Raw genomic sequence first — 16895 nt, 5'->3', positions numbered from 1 at the left:
AATAATTTAAAAATTAGCTTCTATTATTCTAATTATAATATCTTTTAACATTAGTTTAAACATATTTGACTATTATTTTTTTTATGTAATTGTAATGTTATTTGCTTGTTTGGGATTATCGTTGTACGATTGGTGAATTAAGAGAATAGTAGTAATTATCATGTTCTAAATACAGTAAATATTAGATTAATACCTATGATTTATGGTGCTATCAAGGATTAAATTCTAATTAAAGAGGAATTGTAATGTCATATAAAGTAAATTTTAAACAAGTTGAATTAACTGGTTTTGAGGGTTCACCATTTGCAGAAGGATTAGCTGGAATTAGAGCTCATGAAGCAAGATATTTTCGAAATAATTATCAGACTGAATTTGTAACCATGGCCGTCGATGAAAATCCAGAAATTTTTAATCGAATTAAAGCTATTTTATTGGGACAAGGTTTGGATTTACCATATAAGGCTTTAGAGGTCAGTGATTTTGTGGTCAATAACATGCGCTGGTCATATATTTTTTACGACAATGGTTTGGTAATTAGTATCGAATACAGCATAAATCCCGCGGGGAAACGAGAGATTGGTGTGAAATTGGTTGAAGGTGCTGAGACACCAGTTGAATTTGTGGACCGTTGCAGTTTTGTTCGTCAAAGGTCTAGTTTGGCGGGAATTATTCGGGAGAGCTATTTTCCACTTAAAGGTAATTTTTAAAAGTATTTGTAAACAAAAACCTCTAATTCATTTTGAATTAGAGGTTTTATATTATTGTCCAACAATATCGACGTAGATCGCTAAAGCAACCATGAGTAAAATCATAAGTGTTATCAAACCGATCATAATCATGTGTCGTTTTTTATTCATTAAGAGAATAGCCACAAATTCACGAATCAGAGCATTTGGTAAAAAATAAAATCTTGTTGGTGCTCCAACTCCATTCGCAGCAATACCGGCCATTTTAGCATATAAACCAGCACGGAAGATATGATAATTATTACTGAAAAATTTGATATAAGCATTCTCACTGCCATAATCCTTAGCAATGATAGCTTTGGAAAATTGCATGTTCTGCAGAGTATTACGAGATTTATCCTCTAAGATAACTAAATCTTTATCCCAACCATGAGCAACTGCATAATCGGCCATGGCCTGAGCTTCCGATAATTTCTCGTCCGGACCTTGCCCACCGGAGAAAACAATCTTAGGAGTAGGGCGGCCTTTTTTAATTTGTTTATTAGCAAACTTGATAGCAGCATCGATCCGATTACCTAACAAGCGTGAAACTGTATCGCCATTGATCAATCCTGCGCCCAAGACAATCAAGTAATTGGCTTGGTAACGTCGAGGGAAAAATTGATAGAGAAATACATTGGCTAAAAAATTATATGAACAAATGACTAGATAAAGACCAATAGCCGGTAAACCAGAGATTAAAGTGTTGAACCAATCAGGTAGAAATTTAGCATGTCCAGCCATAAAGGCGTTAGCAAACCAGAGGGCAATCAAGCCAATCGCTAGAAATAGGGTCAACATATTGGAAAGGGTATGACTTTCTCGTTTCCAAACAACGATGGCGTTCCACAATAATAAAACCCACATAAAGATCAGAGTGATGGAGATAACACCCAGTATTAGCAAAAATAACATCCCCATAATGACAACGAAGGGAAGATTACCAGTGCTAAAAATCAAGATTGCTAACTCTGTTAGGAAGCTAAGAAAGAAAATCGTAAAAGTTATTCCGTTGAGTAAACGTCGTGGTTCTTTTAACCACAAGTATAGGAAGATTCCGAACAGGATGATAGTTGCAACTCCCCAATAAGCCGAGACTTTTTGCAGCACATCCATGTACGGAGTAAGTTGGTTCATAAGATCGCCTCACTTTGACAAATAAATTGTTATTTCCCCCGAAATAATCATATTAATTTTAGCATAGCTAGAAACTTTTGCCATTAATCGTACCTACGTAAAATTAACTGAAAATGTTACGATGATATTAGAGATTAGTGAAATTTTTCAAACACTAAAAAATATATTGAGGTGTACAAAAATGGATATTAAATTAATTTTGAGTGATATAGATGGCACGATATTAAATGACGAAAATGTAATTGATAGTGGATTAAAAGAGGCAGTGGATAAATTACGTCAAAAAGATATTCCGTTTGTATTAGCATCAGCACGTTCTCCAGAAGGAATGCTTCTAATTGCTAAGGAACTGGATGTTTTGGATAATCCCATTGCTTGTTACAACGGGGCTTTGGTGGTTAAGGATTTACAAAACAATAAATATTCAACCATCTTGAGTCATGAATTGGATATCACTGAAGTTCAAAAAATTATTTCGATTGTTCATGATAAATTTCCACAGGTTTCAATCAATCTGTATTCAGGAGCTGATTGGTATGTGGAACAAATTGATAAGTGGGTCAAAATTGAATCAGATATCACTAAATTAACTCCAATTGAAACTGATTTGAGTAAGTTGGTGGAAGGTCATCAAGTACCGATTCATAAATTATTATTAGTCAGTGAATCAGCAGAAATCAAGCAATTGATGCAGGACTTACAGTCTGATAAATTACCTGATAGTTCTTTCTATCTTTCTAAGCCTAACTACTTAGAGATAACGAACGTTAATGCTTCTAAAGAAATGGCACTTCGAGAATTAACCAAGACTTATAAACTGTCGTTGGATCAGACGATGACTTTGGGCGACAACTTCAATGATGTACCAATGCTAAAAGCCTCAGGTTTAGGTGTAGCGATGCAGAATGCTCCAATTGAAGTACAAAAATGTGCTAATGTAATAACAGAGACCAATAATCACAATGGTGTTTCGCTAGCTATTGAAAAATATGTTTTGTAATGAAAGAAGTAATTATTATGGAGAAAATTTCCGTAATCAAAGGTGATATTTCATATCTACCATTGCACGTTGATGCTTTAGTTAACGCAGCCAACAGTGCTTTAGTACCAGGTGGTGGAGTCGATGGTGCATTGAATCAAAAGGCTGGTCCTGATTTGGGGCGGGCAATGTTGAAGTTTGGTGGTACTCCCACAGGGACAGCTGTATATACTGAGGCCTATAAGCTCAATGCTGATTATGTGATTCATGCAGTTGGACCGCATTATTTAGATGGGGATCATGGAGAGCAAGAATTACTAATCGAGGCCTATAAGGCTATTATGACAATTGCGACAGAATTAGAAGTAAATTCGCTGGCTTTACCATTTCTTAGCACAGGAGTTTATGGTTATCCTGTGGAGGAAGCTATAAAAGTGGCAATAGATACCGTTAAAGAATTTGATCTTGATGCAAAGATATACTTTGTAGCTTTTGATGCCACAACAGAAAAACTTACTGAGAAATATTTGAACCAATAAGACTAATTGGCCCGTTGATGTAATTATGAAATCAACGGGTTTTGTTTTGGAATAAATTAACCAAATGTACTCAAAGCATCAAAGGTGCAGTTGGTATAAAAACATAATAATATATAAAGATATACGTTGAGGCAGGTTAATTCTTTTTACAGGTACAAAAAGGTACGTACTATCTAAATTAATCGATTCGGTTTATATTATGAATACGAATTAACTAACAAGGAGAAATAAATATATGATTACTTCACTAAATGATCGCATAGAATTAAACAATGGCACAAATATTCCTGGATTAGGTTTGGGTGTTTTTCAAATACCTAATGAAGAAACAGCTGAAGTCGTAGCTAACGGAATCAAACAAGGTTACCGTTTGATCGATACAGCACAGGTTTATGGTAATGAAGAAGGAACTGGCGAAGGAATTCGTCGTGGTTTAAAAGAAAATAATTTAAAACGGGAAGATCTTTTCATCACTTCAAAAGTTTGGAATAATCACATTTCATATGATGAAACGATTGTCGCTGCCAATGACAGTTTAGAAAAATTAGGTTTGGATTATTTAGACCTTTATTTAATTCACTGGCCGGGTGATGATTCATTTAAGGATTCATACCTAGCCTTGGAGCAATTGTATAAAGAAGGTAAGATCAAGGCAATCGGCGTCAGCAATTTCCAAGTACATCATTTAAAAGAATTAGCAAAATATGCCACAGTGACGCCTGTTTTAAATCAAATTGAATCGCATCCTAAGCTTGATCAAGCTGAAATTCGTCAATATGCATCCGAACATGACATCAGGGTCCAAGCTTGGTCACCCTTGATGCAAGGTAAGATTCTAAAGGACCCAACGTTGCAAGAGATTGCTGAAAAACATGGTAAATCAACTGCTCAAGTAATTCTTCGTTGGGATATTCAAAGGGATGTCTTATTAGTTGTTAAATCAGTTCATCCGATGCGAATGCAAAGTAATGCCGACATTTTCGACTTTTCTTTGGATCAAGCTGATATGGACAAAATTGATGCTATGAACGAGAATTTACGTATCGGACCTAATCCGGATGAGTTTGATTTCTAAATAGGAGGAATTATTATGGATCTTCATTTAACTAATAAATTGGCTTTGATAACTGGTTCAACTAAGGGTATTGGTAAAGCAATTGCTATCGAAATGGCCCGTGAGGGAACTGATGTTGTTATTAATGGTAGGAAGCAAGCAGAAGTAGATGCGGTTGTTACTGAAATTAAGCATAACTTTCCTAAGACAAAACCACTTGGAGTAGCGGCGGATTTAGCTAAGGCAAGTGATCGTGAGAACTTATTTCAGAAAATTTCCAAAGTAGATATTCTAGTTAACAATATGGGGATTTTTCAACCAATGGCATATGATGAGATTGATGATGCCACGTGGGAAAAATTCTTTCAAATCAATGTATTAGCTGGTAATGCTTTAGCCAAATTTTATTTACCTAAGATGCTTAAACAAGATTTTGGTCGAATTATTTTTATAGCTAGTGAAGAGGCCATAATGCCTTCTGGTGAAATGCCACAGTATAGTATGACTAAATCGATGAATTTGTCATTAGCTAAGAGTTTATCTAAATTAACAGTTGATACACATGTGACGGTCAATACGATCATGCCTGGTTCCACCTTGACTGAAGGTGTGCAAACAATGTTGAACAAAATGTATCAAGACAGCGATTTGCCAAAAGATAAATGGGAAAAGGATTTCATGAAGAATCATCGCTCACGTTCCCAAATTCAACGCTTAATTCGTCCTGAGGAAATTGGTCGGTTTACGGCTTTTGTAGCTAGCCCAGATGCTTCATCATTTTCGGGAGAAGCACTCAGAGTTGATGGGGGATTAGTTCCAACGATATTCTAAAAGTAAACAGGCAGTAGTAATCGTATGTTGATTACTGCTGCCTGTTTGGCCCATCGCTTATTATTAATAAGTATTAAAACTCATTAACTATTTCAGCTGAGCTTGTTTCAAAAATTGTGTCTTTTACTTTGGCAAATTGAACCATGAAATCAAGTTTAGAATGTTCCTTAATGGCCTCAAAGCTAGACCATGATTCAAGCAAGGTAAACTGAGTTAAATCATTTGTATCTTGCATCACACGAAATTCTAAATTATTGGGATTAGCGTGAATCGGCTTTATCAAACTAATTAGTAGTTCCTTTGCATCCTCAAGTTGTGAGGGAGTTGTTTTTAAACGAACAATAACTTGTATATTTTCCATAATTTTTTCTTCCTGCTTAATTAACGACTTGCTCACTGACATATTGAGCGTATAATTCGTGGTCTTTCATCATTTCTTTATGTGTACCATGTCCAGTAACTGAACCGTGTTCAATGAAGTAAATTTGATCAGCATCAACAATAGTTGAAAGTCGATGTGCAATGACTAAAGTAGTTCTACCAACCATTAATTGGTCCAAAGCACGTTGAACTTTCTCTTCTGATTCGGAATCAAGACTGGCTGTAGCCTCATCTAACATCAAAATCTTAGGATCGCGTAAGAAAGCCCGGGCAATGGCGATACGTTGTTTTTGACCACCAGATAACTTCACGCCACGCTCACCAATCTGGGTATTTAGTTGTTCAGGGAAATCACGGACAAATTCATCGGCGTAGGCTAATGATAAGCCATGCCATAATTCGTCATCAGTTAATTTGCGATCCAAACCATATTGAAGATTATCACGAATACTGCCGGCAAAGACGGCGCTATCTTGTGAAACGTAACCGATTTGTGAACGCCAACTGGCAAGGTCAATATTTTTAATATCATTTTTACCAATTAGAATTGAACCGTTGTCAGGTTGATAAAATCTTTCCAGTAGTGAGAAGATGGTTGATTTACCACCACCGGATGGTCCGGCAAAAGCAATCACGGTATTAGGTTTAGCCTCAAAGGAGACATCATGAAGGATTTGGTGGTCAGCATCATAACTGAAATCAAGATGATTAGCAGTAACCACTTGTCCTTCAACATCGATGGCTTTATCAGATGTAGAAATTTCTGGTTCAGTGTTTAAAATTTCTTGAATTCTTTCAGTTGATCCCATAGCTTTTTGAACCTGAGAGAAGAAGGTAGCAAAGCTAGCTACTGGGGTAATAATATTGAACAAGTATAGTAGAAAGGCTACTAGAGAGCCACTGGAGAGAGTGCCTTGTTGAATTCTAACAGCACCATAACCGAGGATTCCTACGAAAATTCCCAACATGGCAGTAGTCATAATTGGTTGTAAGACGGCTTCAATTTTAGCATCTTTAATACCAACCTTGAAGATCCGATCGATAAAGTCTCCACCAGTCTTTTTTTCAAAAGCTTCACCATTACTGGATTTGATCAAACGAACTTCTGATAATTTTTCACTGGCATCGGCATTAAAGTCAGCAGTGGCTGCTTGTAATTTGCGGCCTAGTTTTGACATGATTCGTCCAATGGGTAAAAGGATCAAAACAATAATCGGTACAATGCTGAACATTAATGAAGCCATTTTCCAATCCATGAAGAATAAAATAATCATTGAACCAACTAATTGGATTGCTCCAGTAATGAAATTAGGGAATTGAGAAGTGATCAGGTCTTTGATAACACTAGTATCATTAACCAATCGGGAACTACTTTCACCAGATTTATGATCATCAAAATAATCAACTGGTAATTTTAATAGGTGAGCCCAAAGTTTTTCACGTAAAGTTTTAACAGAACTCTCACCAACATAACGTAGAATATAACCTCCAACTGTTCCAAATCCTAATTGAATTAAGAAAGCTAGAATTAAAACGGCTAACATTTTGCCGTCAATTTTGGACAAACCACTAGTATCAACCAAACCCTTGGTTAACTGAGGCACGATTAAACTGGCCCCACTGGTAACTAAACTCAATAGCATTCCTAAAACAAACAGTGACTTTTTAGGATTAACACTGTTGATTAAATGAAAGAAATCTTTCGTCTTAAATTTACCGGTTCTCTTTGGTAAATCTCGTTGCATCATTGCTCCATCGCGCATTTTACTATCCTCACAAATTTAATTAATCTCTGTTACCATTCCAAAAGTTATTGTGGAAATCTGGTCTTTGACCGCGACCATGTTCACCGAATGAATGGGGACGACGGTTATCGAAATTGGGCATACAATTTCCATCTTCAAAGGGCATATTATGCATATTCTGACGCATTTCGTGACGGATATTCTCAATATCTTCAGGTGTCATGTTTTCACGTAGATCCATCATTTGATCACGCATATTTAACATTGCTTTGAATTTGTCGGTTGGATCAACGAATTTATTAGAATTTTGTTTAAATTCATCATCCCAACCATCGGAAATCTTTTGAAGATGGTCACTGAATTGTTGCTTTTCGTCTGAATTTAAACCAGCAAAGAAAGTTTCACTGTAATCTTCATTTTTGAGTGAAGCATTATCTTCGGCTTTTTTACGACCGATCTCAGTTAAGTAAACCTTTTTGCTGCGTTTGTCATTTTCGTCTTCCTGACGAGTGATATCACCGTTTGTTTCCATCTTCTTCATTAATTCTGCAACTGAACTAGGACGGAGATCCAAAACTTCACCCAAATAATTTTGAGTTAAACCGTCTTCAAGTTTCAAAATAGCCAGAACTCGTTGTTGGCCAGTTAGTTTTTGTTTCTTTTGGCCCATGAAGTAGTTACCCGCTTCACTGATAAATCTTAATTGTTTCATCAAATCATCTGAAATTTTACTCATATTAAATTTCCTCGCTTTGTTATATTTTGAATTGTTACGGTACCGAACTTTTATCACGAGATGAATTATAGTTCGGTACCTAATTAAATGTCAACAGTTTAATTTGAATTATTTTTGAAAAGGTCCAAGAACGCTTCAATAACAAGATAGTTAGCAGAATCTTTTTTCGATGAACTAATTGTTTGACACTTGATGATAAAGTGAGTAGAATCTAAAAAGTAAAAATTATCATTTACTAGTGAAATTGACAATATATATAGAAAAATTTTAGGAGAAAATATAATGGCAAAAAAATCAAAAATTGCTAGAAATAAGAAACAACTTGAATTAGTTGAGCGATACGCTCAGATTCGAAAGGAACTAAAGACTAAGGGTGATTACATTGCTCTATCCAAATTACCTCGTGATTCAAGTCCTGTAAGAATTAAGAACCGCGATTCATTAGACGGACGTCCTCATGCTTATATGCGTAAATTTGGAATGTCACGTTTGAACTTTAGACAATTAGCTCATGCCGGTCAGATTCCGGGTGTAAAAAAAGCTAGTTGGTAGGGAGAAATTATGGAAAAGATGACAACAGCAACAGCTTATAGAAATTTAAAGAGTCCTAATATCAAAACTAGAAAAAGAGCCTTACGTGCGATTAAAGATAGTAAAAGAAAACTAAATAAATAATATCAATATAATAATGTTGACGTTTTCTTTCTCTGCTATAATTAACTTGTGAATAGTTTAATTAATGGGGAAAGAAGGGACAATTATGGCTACTGCAAAGAAAAAAAAGCATAGCTTTCCGTCCGCGTATACTGTTATTATTATTGTTTTAATTTTAGTTCAGGCATTAACTTTCTTTATTCCTTCAGGTAAGTACAGTACCTTGGAATATAATTCGGGGTTAAACAAATTCGTTATTACTGAAGCCTCTGGTAAGACGACAAAAGAGAGTGCTACCCAAAAGACACTTGATAAGTACAAAATCAAAATTAAAGTATCGAAGTTTAAGGATGGAACAATTTACCGTCCGGCAGCAATTCCGAATACTTATCATGAGATTAAAAAACCTAAGCGTGGTGTTTTTGGAACTATCAATCAATTCTTGACCTCACAGGTTCAGGGTATCGTTGATAGTGTAGACATCATTGTTTTCATTCTGATTCTTGGTGGAGTAATTGGGGTCGTTAATGCTACAGGAGCGATGAACTCCGGAATGATGCGGCTCTCTGAGAAACTAAAGGGGAAACAGAAGTGGTTGATTATTATTGTCACTTCTTTGATTGCTTTAGGGGGAACAACCTTTGGATTGGCGGAAGAAACGATTGCCTTTTATCCAATCCTAATTCCAATCTTTTTGTTAGCGGGATATGATACGTTGACCGCGGTGGCGGCGGTTTATCTGGGAACGGCGATTGGTTCGATGAGTTCAACCATTAATCCGTTCTCAACTGTAATTGCTTCAAATGCTGCCGGAATCAACTTTACTGATGGGATGCCGATGAGAATTTTGATGTGGATCGCATCAGTTGGTATTTCAATTGCTTATACGATTCACTATGCAGAAAAAGTTAGAAAAGATCCTTCAAAGTCACTAGTGGCTGATCAAGCATCGACTGATAAAGAACGATTCTTGGGTGATATGGATCTTACTACCAAGAGTGATTTTACAATGCGTCAAAAATTGTCACTGATTGTTTTTGCCTTAGGATTTGTAGTCATGATCTATGGGGTTCAACAATTAGGTTGGTACTTTACGGAAATTGCGGTTGTCTTCTTGGCAGTAACGTATGTACTGATCTTTACAGCTGGATTAAAGGAAAGTAAGTTTGTTGATAGCTTTGTTTCTGGAGCAGGTGATTTACTTGGTGTTGCTCTAACTGTTGGTTTAGCTAGATCTGTTGGAATCGTAATGGAAAAGAGTTTTGTCAGCGATACGATTATGCATTACTTCAGTAATCAAATCAGCGGCATGAACAATGTACTCTTCATTTGTGTCTTGTTCTTTGTTTACATCGTTTTAGGATTCTTCATTCAATCTTCATCTGGTTTAGCCGTGTTATCAATGCCAATCATGGCTCCTTTAGCTGATGTTGTGGGAATTGATCGTTCAATGATCATCAATGCTTATAACTGGGGACAAGGTTTGATTGGTTTGATTGCACCAACAGGATTGATTTTGGTCTCACTGGCTATGGTTAAAGTTGGATTTGATAAATGGTTAAAGTTTGTAACAAAACTCTTAATTATGATCGTAATTCTGATTTTGATTTTCCTAACCGTGGGAGTTTTGATTAAGTAGGAAATCTCGGTTCTTTCAGAGGTTGGATCAGTCTATATTTACTAGTGATTTTTATAGAATAATCACTGTAAAATTAAAAAAGCACACTATATTATTGTTTCGGATTCCAATTAAGGAATTCACAATAGTATGGTGTTTTTTTGATTTAGAATAATAAATCAGTTATCCAGACGGGAATAAACGAAGGTCCACTGTGTTCCAACCAAATTGGAGATAGTTATTTTATAAACGTTTTTTTAAAATTTTAAAATAAATTTGTTTATACAGGACTTTATATTTTGCAGAAAAGAGTCATGGGTGTAGCTTTAAATTGAATATAAATATTTTGATTTGGAGATGTAGATATTATGACTAATAATGCAAAAATTATTTCAATTAACGATTTAAAATCTAATGATCCCAGTTATTTAGAAACTATCTTTTCCATTGCTAATGGTCACTTGGGAGTTAGGGCTAGTAATCCAGTAAATATTTCGGATACTGCAGGGACCATTGTGAATGGCTTTTTTGAAATTTCAGAAATTGTTTATGGTGAAAAGGCTTTTGGATATGCTAAGAATAATCAAACAATTGTAAAACTGCCCGATTTACGTCAAATTAAAATATGTGATGGACAACAAAACGTGTTCCATCGATCAGAATTAAAAGCTGAATCGTTAGACATGAATAATGGTGTTTTAGTATCAACTTATAAATTAACTAATGATTTGGGTAAGTCAGTTGAATTAACGGTTAAAAGTGCTTTACAACAGGCAAATAATCAGGTAATTGGTTTACGTTATGAAATTAAACCAATTGATTATACTGGTCGAATCAAAATAGTAAAACACCTAAAGGCTATTAGTGATGGGGAGGAAACAGATGATCCTCGAAAATCACGAACGGTGCATACTTTAACTTATGAAAAACATGATGTGAACTCTAAATCAGAAATAGTAAAAATAACAACCCAAATTAGTAAAATGTATTTGGAGATGGCGATTTATACTCCAGCTGCCTTGGAACAAAAATTTGAATTAACTGATGGGAAGACAATTAATTTTGATGTCATTGGATTAGTGGGAGAAATCAATGAACCAGTAGAATTCACTGATATGCCAACGTTTGAAGAAGTCATAAAAGGCTCGAGTGAATTTTGGGAAGAGTTTTGGAAAAATAGTGAAATTAAAATAACTGGTGATGATAGCTTGAATCAAGCCATTCATTATAATTTGTTCCAATTGACCTCATCAACTGGTCGTGATGGCAAAACTAATATTCCAGCTAAGGGATTATCAGGAACAGGTTATGAAGGGCATTACTTCTGGGATACAGAGATGTACATGTCACCATTTTTTGCTTATACGAACCCACAGATTGCCCAAAAGTTAATTAAATATCGATACAGTATTTTGGAAGCATCAAAAAAACGAGCCCGTGAATTAGGTGTTGCTAAAGGGGCTTTGTTTGCTTGGCGGACAATTAATGGACAGGAAGCTAGTGCCTATTATCCGGCAGGAACGGCTCAATATCATATTGATGCCGATATTGCTTATGCTATTGATCGATATTATAAAGTTACCGATGACAAACAATTTTTGGAAAATTATGGCTTTGAAATAGTTTTGGAAACGGCTCGTTTTTGGAAGAATTTTGGGAGCTTCAGTGAGATACATGGTAAAAGGAAATTCTGTTTTTTTGATGTCACAGGTCCAGATGAATATACGGCCATTGTTAATAACAATTACTATACCAATCGAATGGCCAAATTTAATATGGGCTTTGCCGTTGACTTAATTGATGAGTTTCCAGAGAAGGCACGTGAGTTGGGGGTAACCGATCAGGAACGGAATGAATTGGCTAATATTTCTGAGTCAGTTTATCTACCATATGATCAGATCAAGGGGATTAATCAACAAGATGACAGTGCTTTTGAAAAACCTATTTGGCCATTTGACACTACCCCTAAAGACAATTATCCGTTGCTGTTACATTACCATCCTTTGATGATTTATCGTTATCAAGTTAATAAGCAGGCGGATACTTTGTTGGCGGACTTTCTTTTTGATGATTTGTCTAAGGAACAGTATCTCAGAGAATATGATTATTATGAAAAAATCACGACGCATGATTCTTCGCTTTCTAGATCGATTTTTAGTGCGATTGCAGCCAGAATTGATTTAAAAACAAAGGCATACGATTACTTTATGGATACTGTTAAAACAGATTTGGTCGACTTGCAAAAAAATACTGCCGATGGTTTGCATGTGGCTAATTTGGGTGGTAGTTGGTTAACCGTAGTTAATGGCTTTGGTGGTTTACAAGTTAAGGATGGTTTGTTAACAATTGATAATCATCTACCAGATGAATGGAAAAAATTAACTCTTAGATTACAATATTTAGGTAGATTATTACAGATCACATATACAAATAAGACAACTCAGATAGAAGTATTAACAGGTGCTTCAATCAAAATTAGAGTTGATGGTACAGTGAAAATGATTCAAGCATAAGATTTTATTTTGGAGGGCTGAATAAGCCTTCTTTTTGTTTGGGCGAAAGTTTCAACTCGGCTATAATTGAGATAATAAGTTTGTTTTGGAGGGAAATCATGTCAGATTATAGAATTGAAGAAGATACCTTAGGTGCCGTCAAAATTCCAGTTGATGCACTTTGGGGTGCACAAACTGAACGTAGTCGTAATAATTTTTCCACAGGTGCAAAAATGCCACTCGAGATTATTAAAGCTTTGTTGCAAATTAAAAAAGCTGCCGCAATTGCGAATAAGGATGCAAAAGCAATTGATGCTAAAAAGGCTGATTTAATTGTGGCTGCGGTTGAAAAACTTTTAGTTTTGGATGATACAAAATTACGTAAAGATTTTCCATTGGTAGTTTATCAAACTGGTTCGGGTACGCAGACTAATATGAATGTAAATGAAGTTGTCGCTCATGTGGCCCAAACAATCGATTCAAAAATCGAAATCTTGCCTAATGATGATGTTAACCATGGCCAAAGTTCAAACGACATTTTCCCTACAGCAATGAATATCACTGCAGCCATGGCCGTTGATAAGCTTGAAGAATCAACAAAACACTTGATTGATGAACTTAAACGAAAACAAATTAAATATTGGAAAGTTGTTAAGATTGGTCGGACACATTTACAAGATGCTACACCACTTACTTTTGGACAAGAAGTTAGCGGTTGGGTCAGTATGTTGGAACATGATCTGTCATATTTACAAGAATTAAATAAGACATTGGCTGAGTTGGCTATGGGTGGAACAGCTGTTGGAACTGGTTTGAATGCTGCACCACATTTTGCCGATAAGATTGCTGAACAAATGAGTCAAGTCTATGATTATGAATTTACTGCTGATACTAATAAATTTTATGGTTTAGCAGCTCATTCTGGTTTGAATGTTGTTCATGGTGCAATTAAAACCTTGGCAAGTGATTTGATGAAAATTGCTAATGATGTCCGATTTTTAGGTAGTGGTCCTAGATCAGGTTATGGAGAATTAAATATTCCTGCCAATGAACCTGGATCATCAATAATGCCGGGAAAAGTTAATCCCACGCAAGCGGAAGCAATTACTATGGCTGCCGCTCGGGTAATGGGCAATGATGTGACTATCAGTATCGCTGCTAGTCAGGGTAATTTTGAAATGAATGTCTATAAACCAGTTTTGATCAATGCCTTTTTGGAATCAGCTGAATTATTAACTGGGACAATGTATGGATTTGCTGACAAAATGATTGCTGGCTTAACAGTGAATGAAGATCGAATGAAGGAATTAGTTGATCGTTCGTTGATGACTGTTACGGCCTTATCACCACATATCGGCTATCATGAAAGTGCAGAAATAGCTCAACAGGCTCTACGTGCGGGAACGACATTGAAAGTGGCAGCTATTAAATCTGGTTTACTAACAGAGCAACAATTTGATAAATGGGTTGTACCGATTGATATGACTAATATTGAGGAGAAATAAGATGTCAGAAAAATTTGTGTTCGAAGCAACTGATCTTAAGCAATTAAAAAATCATTATGATGTAGTAATTATTGGTTCTGGTGGGGCCGGTTTAACTAGTGCTATTCAAGCTTATGAATTGGGGCTCTCACCAGTTATTTTGGAAAAAATGGATAAAATCGGTGGGAATACAACACGAGCATCTTCAGGAATGAATGCCGCAGAAACTTTTGTGCAACTTAATCATAAAATCGTTGATAGTTTTGAGGATTTCTATAATGAGACCTTTATCGGCGGTGGCAAAATGAATAATCAAGAATTGTTGAAGTTTTTCACTGAACATGGAGCTTTAGCAATTGATTGGTTAGCACAGCATGATATTAAACTGGATGATTTAACAATCACTGGAGGAATGAAAACAATGAGAACCCATCGTCCCAGTTCTCTAGCCCCCATTGGAGGTTACTTGGTAACAGAATTGTTGAAATATATTGCTAAGTATCAAATTCCTTTGTTTGATAATATTAAAGTAACCGATCTTTTGACCGACAAGGGGCAGATTACAGGGGTTAAAGCTCTGACTGATCAAGAGATTATGATTACAACTGATGCTGTCGTTTTGGCAACCGGTGGCTTTGGTGCTGGAAAAGATCTTTTGGCTGAATATCGTTCAGATTTATTAAACTTACGGACAACTAACCAACCAGGAGCTACAGGTGATGGCTTGAAACTGGCCAAAAAGATTGGTGCTAAATTAGTTGATATGGATCAGGTTCAAGTTCATCCAACCGTTCAACAGGATACTCCGCATGCCTTTTTAATTGGTGAGGCGGTTCGTGGTGAGGGAGCCATTCTAGTTAATAATGATGGTAAGAGATTTGTGAATGAATTAGATACACGTAAGAATGTGACTAAGGCGATTGATGATTTGGGTGGCACGGGAGCTTATCTGATTTTTGATCGTGATATTAGAAGTCGAGTTAAAGCAATTGAATTTTATGATCATGTTGGTTTAGTTAAAACTGGTCAAAATGTTGAAGAGTTAGCCCAAGAAATCGGAGTTGATAGTCAAATACTTCAACAAACGGTTTATGATTGGAATGCAGCCGTGGAAACTCAAAAAGATTCTAAGTTTAATCGAACTACTGGGATGGAAAGAAATATCTCTGATGGACCATTTTATGCCATTCATATTGCCCCAGCAGTTCATTACACAATGGGTGGTGTGGCAATCAATCATAAGACACAAGTTTTGAATGAAGACAACCAAGTGATTAAAGGACTATTTGCGGCTGGAGAAGTTGCTGGAGGATTACATGGTAATAACCGAATCGGTGGAAACTCTATAGCTGAGACAGTAGTCTTTGGTCGTCAAGCAGGTCAACAAGTTTATAAATATCTCAAAGATTAAGAATGTTTTTGAAATTAATTGATTATTTCATAAAATGGGCTTGACTATAAGTGAACGGCCGTTTATTATTAACTCATGCGAAAATAAACGCTGCAAAATAATATTTAGTAGTCAATTAAAAAAGAATCAAATATCATTGCAAGTTATACTGAAGAAGTTGATTGATATTTCGATAGAAATTATCGAATGAAATCAATTTTTTATTTAAGCTTAAGCTAAACGATTGTTCATTAAAGGAGAACGCAATATGACAAAAGTAGCTATTATTACAGGAATGGGTCATGCAGCAGTCATTTTTGCTAGAACCATGCCTAATGCTTATCGAGCAATTGTCTCAAGATTTATTTAAATAAAAATTGGATGGCATGTGTTTAATTATCAAGGATTAAATATAAAAATGGCGTTAACTCATTTTGGAGTTAGCGCTGTTTTCATATTTAGGCTGGAGATTGTGTATTAGATTCCACATTTAGATTGGCTAGTTAAATTAAATTAAGTAAATCAGTAGGATATTTTAGTGAATGATCGACCTTATCAAATTCGGGATTATCCTTGGCACCCCAACTGGCTAAAGCAAATTCGACATTTGCATTACGGGCGCATTGAAAATCGTAAATTGAATCACCAATATACATGGTTTCGGAAGGATCGATTTTAAGAGTTTCGAGTGCCTTTAGGATTGGTTCGGGATTTGGTTTATGAAGTTTAGTTTTTGAAGCTGTAATGAAAATGTCGAAGTATTTTTTGATATCAAAATTATTGAAGACGATTTGAAGTTCCTGATTGGTTCGAGAAGTAACGATACCTAGGTTGATGTCTTGGGCTTTTAACTGTTGCAGCATTGAATCGATTCCAGTAAATATCTTGGAGTAATGAAACATTTGATGATCATTTTCTTCCCAGAGTTTTAATAGTTGCTCGCTCTGAACTGGATCATTAGAGTATCTTTCAACTGCCTTAGTTCCAGGAATGCCGAGGATATAATATGATTCTTCAGCTGTGGGCTCAATATTCAAAGTGTCCTTTAAGGTTTTTTGCCAAGATTTGATAATCGTTTTTTCCGTATCAATTAAAGTACCATCAACGTCGAATAAAATTGTTTTATTCAT

The 16895-nt window shown here is 35.7% G+C and carries 16 protein-coding genes; 11 read left to right on the top strand and 5 right to left on the bottom strand.

The annotated features are described in order from the left end of the window. The first annotated feature begins 245 nt into the window (after nt 1-245). Nucleotides 246-707, top strand: a complete 462-nt coding sequence (locus IV57_RS09835) for a hypothetical protein (protein WP_057881348.1) — start codon at nt 246-248, stop codon at nt 705-707. Nucleotides 708-758: 51 nt separating this feature from the next. Here the strand turns inward: IV57_RS09835 and IV57_RS09830 are convergent, their stop codons facing one another. Next, nucleotides 759-1862 (bottom strand): YdcF family protein, encoded by a 1104-nt coding sequence (locus tag IV57_RS09830; protein ID WP_057881347.1) that lies wholly within the window; start codon nt 1860-1862, stop codon nt 759-761. Between the two features lie 181 nt (nt 1863-2043). Here IV57_RS09830 and IV57_RS09825 point away from each other — a divergent pair, with 181 nt between their 5' ends. From IV57_RS09825 to IV57_RS09810, 4 genes are all read left to right on the top strand, one after another. Beyond that, nucleotides 2044-2862, top strand: coding sequence for a Cof-type HAD-IIB family hydrolase (locus tag IV57_RS09825; RefSeq protein WP_057881346.1), 819 nt, complete (start codon nt 2044-2046; stop codon nt 2860-2862). A gap of 17 nt (nt 2863-2879) precedes the next feature. Further along, entirely contained in the window at nt 2880-3380 is a 501-nt protein-coding gene (locus IV57_RS09820) for a macro domain-containing protein (RefSeq protein ID WP_057881345.1), read from the top strand. Between the two features lie 235 nt (nt 3381-3615). Beyond that, nucleotides 3616-4455, top strand: a complete 840-nt coding sequence (locus IV57_RS09815) for an aldo/keto reductase (protein WP_057881344.1) — start codon at nt 3616-3618, stop codon at nt 4453-4455. A gap of 15 nt (nt 4456-4470) precedes the next feature. Continuing rightward, the gene (locus IV57_RS09810) at nt 4471-5265 is read left to right on the top strand and encodes an SDR family NAD(P)-dependent oxidoreductase (RefSeq protein WP_057881343.1); all 795 of its coding nucleotides are present in this window, start codon (nt 4471-4473) and stop codon (nt 5263-5265) included. Nucleotides 5266-5338: 73 nt separating this feature from the next. Here the strand turns inward: IV57_RS09810 and IV57_RS09805 are convergent, their stop codons facing one another. From IV57_RS09805 to IV57_RS09795, 3 genes are read right to left on the bottom strand one after another with little or no spacing between them, the layout of a single operon-like run. Further along, entirely contained in the window at nt 5339-5626 is a 288-nt protein-coding gene (locus IV57_RS09805; RefSeq protein WP_057881342.1) for a putative quinol monooxygenase, read from the bottom strand. Nucleotides 5627-5642: 16 nt separating this feature from the next. Continuing rightward, complete coding sequence (locus IV57_RS09800) at nt 5643-7409, bottom strand: ABC transporter ATP-binding protein (RefSeq protein ID WP_157051944.1); 1767 nt, start codon at nt 7407-7409, stop codon at nt 5643-5645. A gap of 22 nt (nt 7410-7431) precedes the next feature. Further along, complete coding sequence (locus IV57_RS09795) at nt 7432-8127, bottom strand: MarR family winged helix-turn-helix transcriptional regulator (RefSeq protein WP_057881341.1); 696 nt, start codon at nt 8125-8127, stop codon at nt 7432-7434. Between the two features lie 282 nt (nt 8128-8409). Here IV57_RS09795 and rpsN point away from each other — a divergent pair, with 282 nt between their 5' ends. The 6 genes from rpsN to IV57_RS09770 all read left to right on the top strand — a co-directional run bounded on the left by rpsN (nt 8410) and on the right by IV57_RS09770 (nt 15786). Further along, on the top strand, nt 8410-8679 hold the full coding sequence (rpsN, locus tag IV57_RS09790) for a 30S ribosomal protein S14 (RefSeq protein ID WP_057881340.1): 270 nt from the start codon (nt 8410-8412) through the stop codon (nt 8677-8679). Between the two features lie 9 nt (nt 8680-8688). Then, entirely contained in the window at nt 8689-8802 is a 114-nt protein-coding gene (locus IV57_RS13230) for a putative metal homeostasis protein (RefSeq protein WP_162261220.1), read from the top strand. 85 nt (nt 8803-8887) lie between these two features. Next, nucleotides 8888-10420, top strand: coding sequence for a YfcC family protein (locus IV57_RS09785; protein WP_057881339.1), 1533 nt, complete (start codon nt 8888-8890; stop codon nt 10418-10420). Nucleotides 10421-10767: 347 nt separating this feature from the next. Further along, nucleotides 10768-12912 (top strand): glycoside hydrolase family 65 protein, encoded by a 2145-nt coding sequence (locus IV57_RS09780; protein WP_057881338.1) that lies wholly within the window; start codon nt 10768-10770, stop codon nt 12910-12912. A 98-nt stretch (nt 12913-13010) separates the two neighbouring features. Then, nucleotides 13011-14396: a class II fumarate hydratase gene (locus IV57_RS09775; RefSeq protein ID WP_057881337.1), complete on the top strand. Its 1386-nt coding sequence runs from the start codon at nt 13011-13013 to the stop codon at nt 14394-14396. Between the two features lies 1 nt (nt 14397). Further along, nucleotides 14398-15786: a flavocytochrome c gene (locus IV57_RS09770; RefSeq protein ID WP_057881336.1), complete on the top strand. Its 1389-nt coding sequence runs from the start codon at nt 14398-14400 to the stop codon at nt 15784-15786. Between the two features lie 482 nt (nt 15787-16268). On the opposite strand, the gene IV57_RS09765 is transcribed toward IV57_RS09770, so the two are convergent. After that, nucleotides 16269-16895 (bottom strand): HAD family hydrolase, encoded by a 627-nt coding sequence (locus IV57_RS09765; protein ID WP_057881335.1) that lies wholly within the window; start codon nt 16893-16895, stop codon nt 16269-16271.

It is taken from the genome of Companilactobacillus kimchiensis (assembly GCF_001438805.1).
GTDB lineage: Bacteria > Bacillota > Bacilli > Lactobacillales > Lactobacillaceae > Companilactobacillus > Companilactobacillus kimchiensis.
The sequence above is the reverse complement of the archived record's forward strand: the minus strand, read 5'-3'. Positions and strand labels throughout refer to the sequence as shown.

Excerpts from the sequence above, each read along its gene's own strand:
- IV57_RS09835 (WP_057881348.1), top strand. The coding sequence starts at position 246 with ATGTCATATAAAGTAAATTTTAAACAAGTTGAATTAACTGGTTTTGAG.
- IV57_RS09830 (WP_057881347.1), bottom strand. The coding sequence starts at position 1,862 with ATGAACCAACTTACTCCGTACATGGATGTGCTGCAAAAAGTCTCGGCT.
- IV57_RS09825 (WP_057881346.1), top strand. The coding sequence starts at position 2,044 with ATGGATATTAAATTAATTTTGAGTGATATAGATGGCACGATATTAAAT.
- IV57_RS09820 (WP_057881345.1), top strand. The coding sequence starts at position 2,880 with ATGGAGAAAATTTCCGTAATCAAAGGTGATATTTCATATCTACCATTG.
- IV57_RS09815 (WP_057881344.1), top strand. The coding sequence starts at position 3,616 with ATGATTACTTCACTAAATGATCGCATAGAATTAAACAATGGCACAAAT.
- IV57_RS09810 (WP_057881343.1), top strand. The coding sequence starts at position 4,471 with ATGGATCTTCATTTAACTAATAAATTGGCTTTGATAACTGGTTCAACT.
- IV57_RS09805 (WP_057881342.1), bottom strand. The coding sequence starts at position 5,626 with ATGGAAAATATACAAGTTATTGTTCGTTTAAAAACAACTCCCTCACAA.
- IV57_RS09800 (WP_157051944.1), bottom strand. The coding sequence starts at position 7,409 with ATGCGCGATGGAGCAATGATGCAACGAGATTTACCAAAGAGAACCGGT.
- IV57_RS09795 (WP_057881341.1), bottom strand. The coding sequence starts at position 8,127 with ATGAGTAAAATTTCAGATGATTTGATGAAACAATTAAGATTTATCAGT.
- rpsN (WP_057881340.1), top strand. The coding sequence starts at position 8,410 with ATGGCAAAAAAATCAAAAATTGCTAGAAATAAGAAACAACTTGAATTA.
- IV57_RS13230 (WP_162261220.1), top strand. The coding sequence starts at position 8,689 with ATGGAAAAGATGACAACAGCAACAGCTTATAGAAATTTAAAGAGTCCT.
- IV57_RS09785 (WP_057881339.1), top strand. The coding sequence starts at position 8,888 with ATGGCTACTGCAAAGAAAAAAAAGCATAGCTTTCCGTCCGCGTATACT.
- IV57_RS09780 (WP_057881338.1), top strand. The coding sequence starts at position 10,768 with ATGACTAATAATGCAAAAATTATTTCAATTAACGATTTAAAATCTAAT.
- IV57_RS09775 (WP_057881337.1), top strand. The coding sequence starts at position 13,011 with ATGTCAGATTATAGAATTGAAGAAGATACCTTAGGTGCCGTCAAAATT.
- IV57_RS09770 (WP_057881336.1), top strand. The coding sequence starts at position 14,398 with ATGTCAGAAAAATTTGTGTTCGAAGCAACTGATCTTAAGCAATTAAAA.
- IV57_RS09765 (WP_057881335.1), bottom strand. The coding sequence starts at position 16,895 with ATGAATAAAACAATTTTATTCGACGTTGATGGTACTTTAATTGATACG.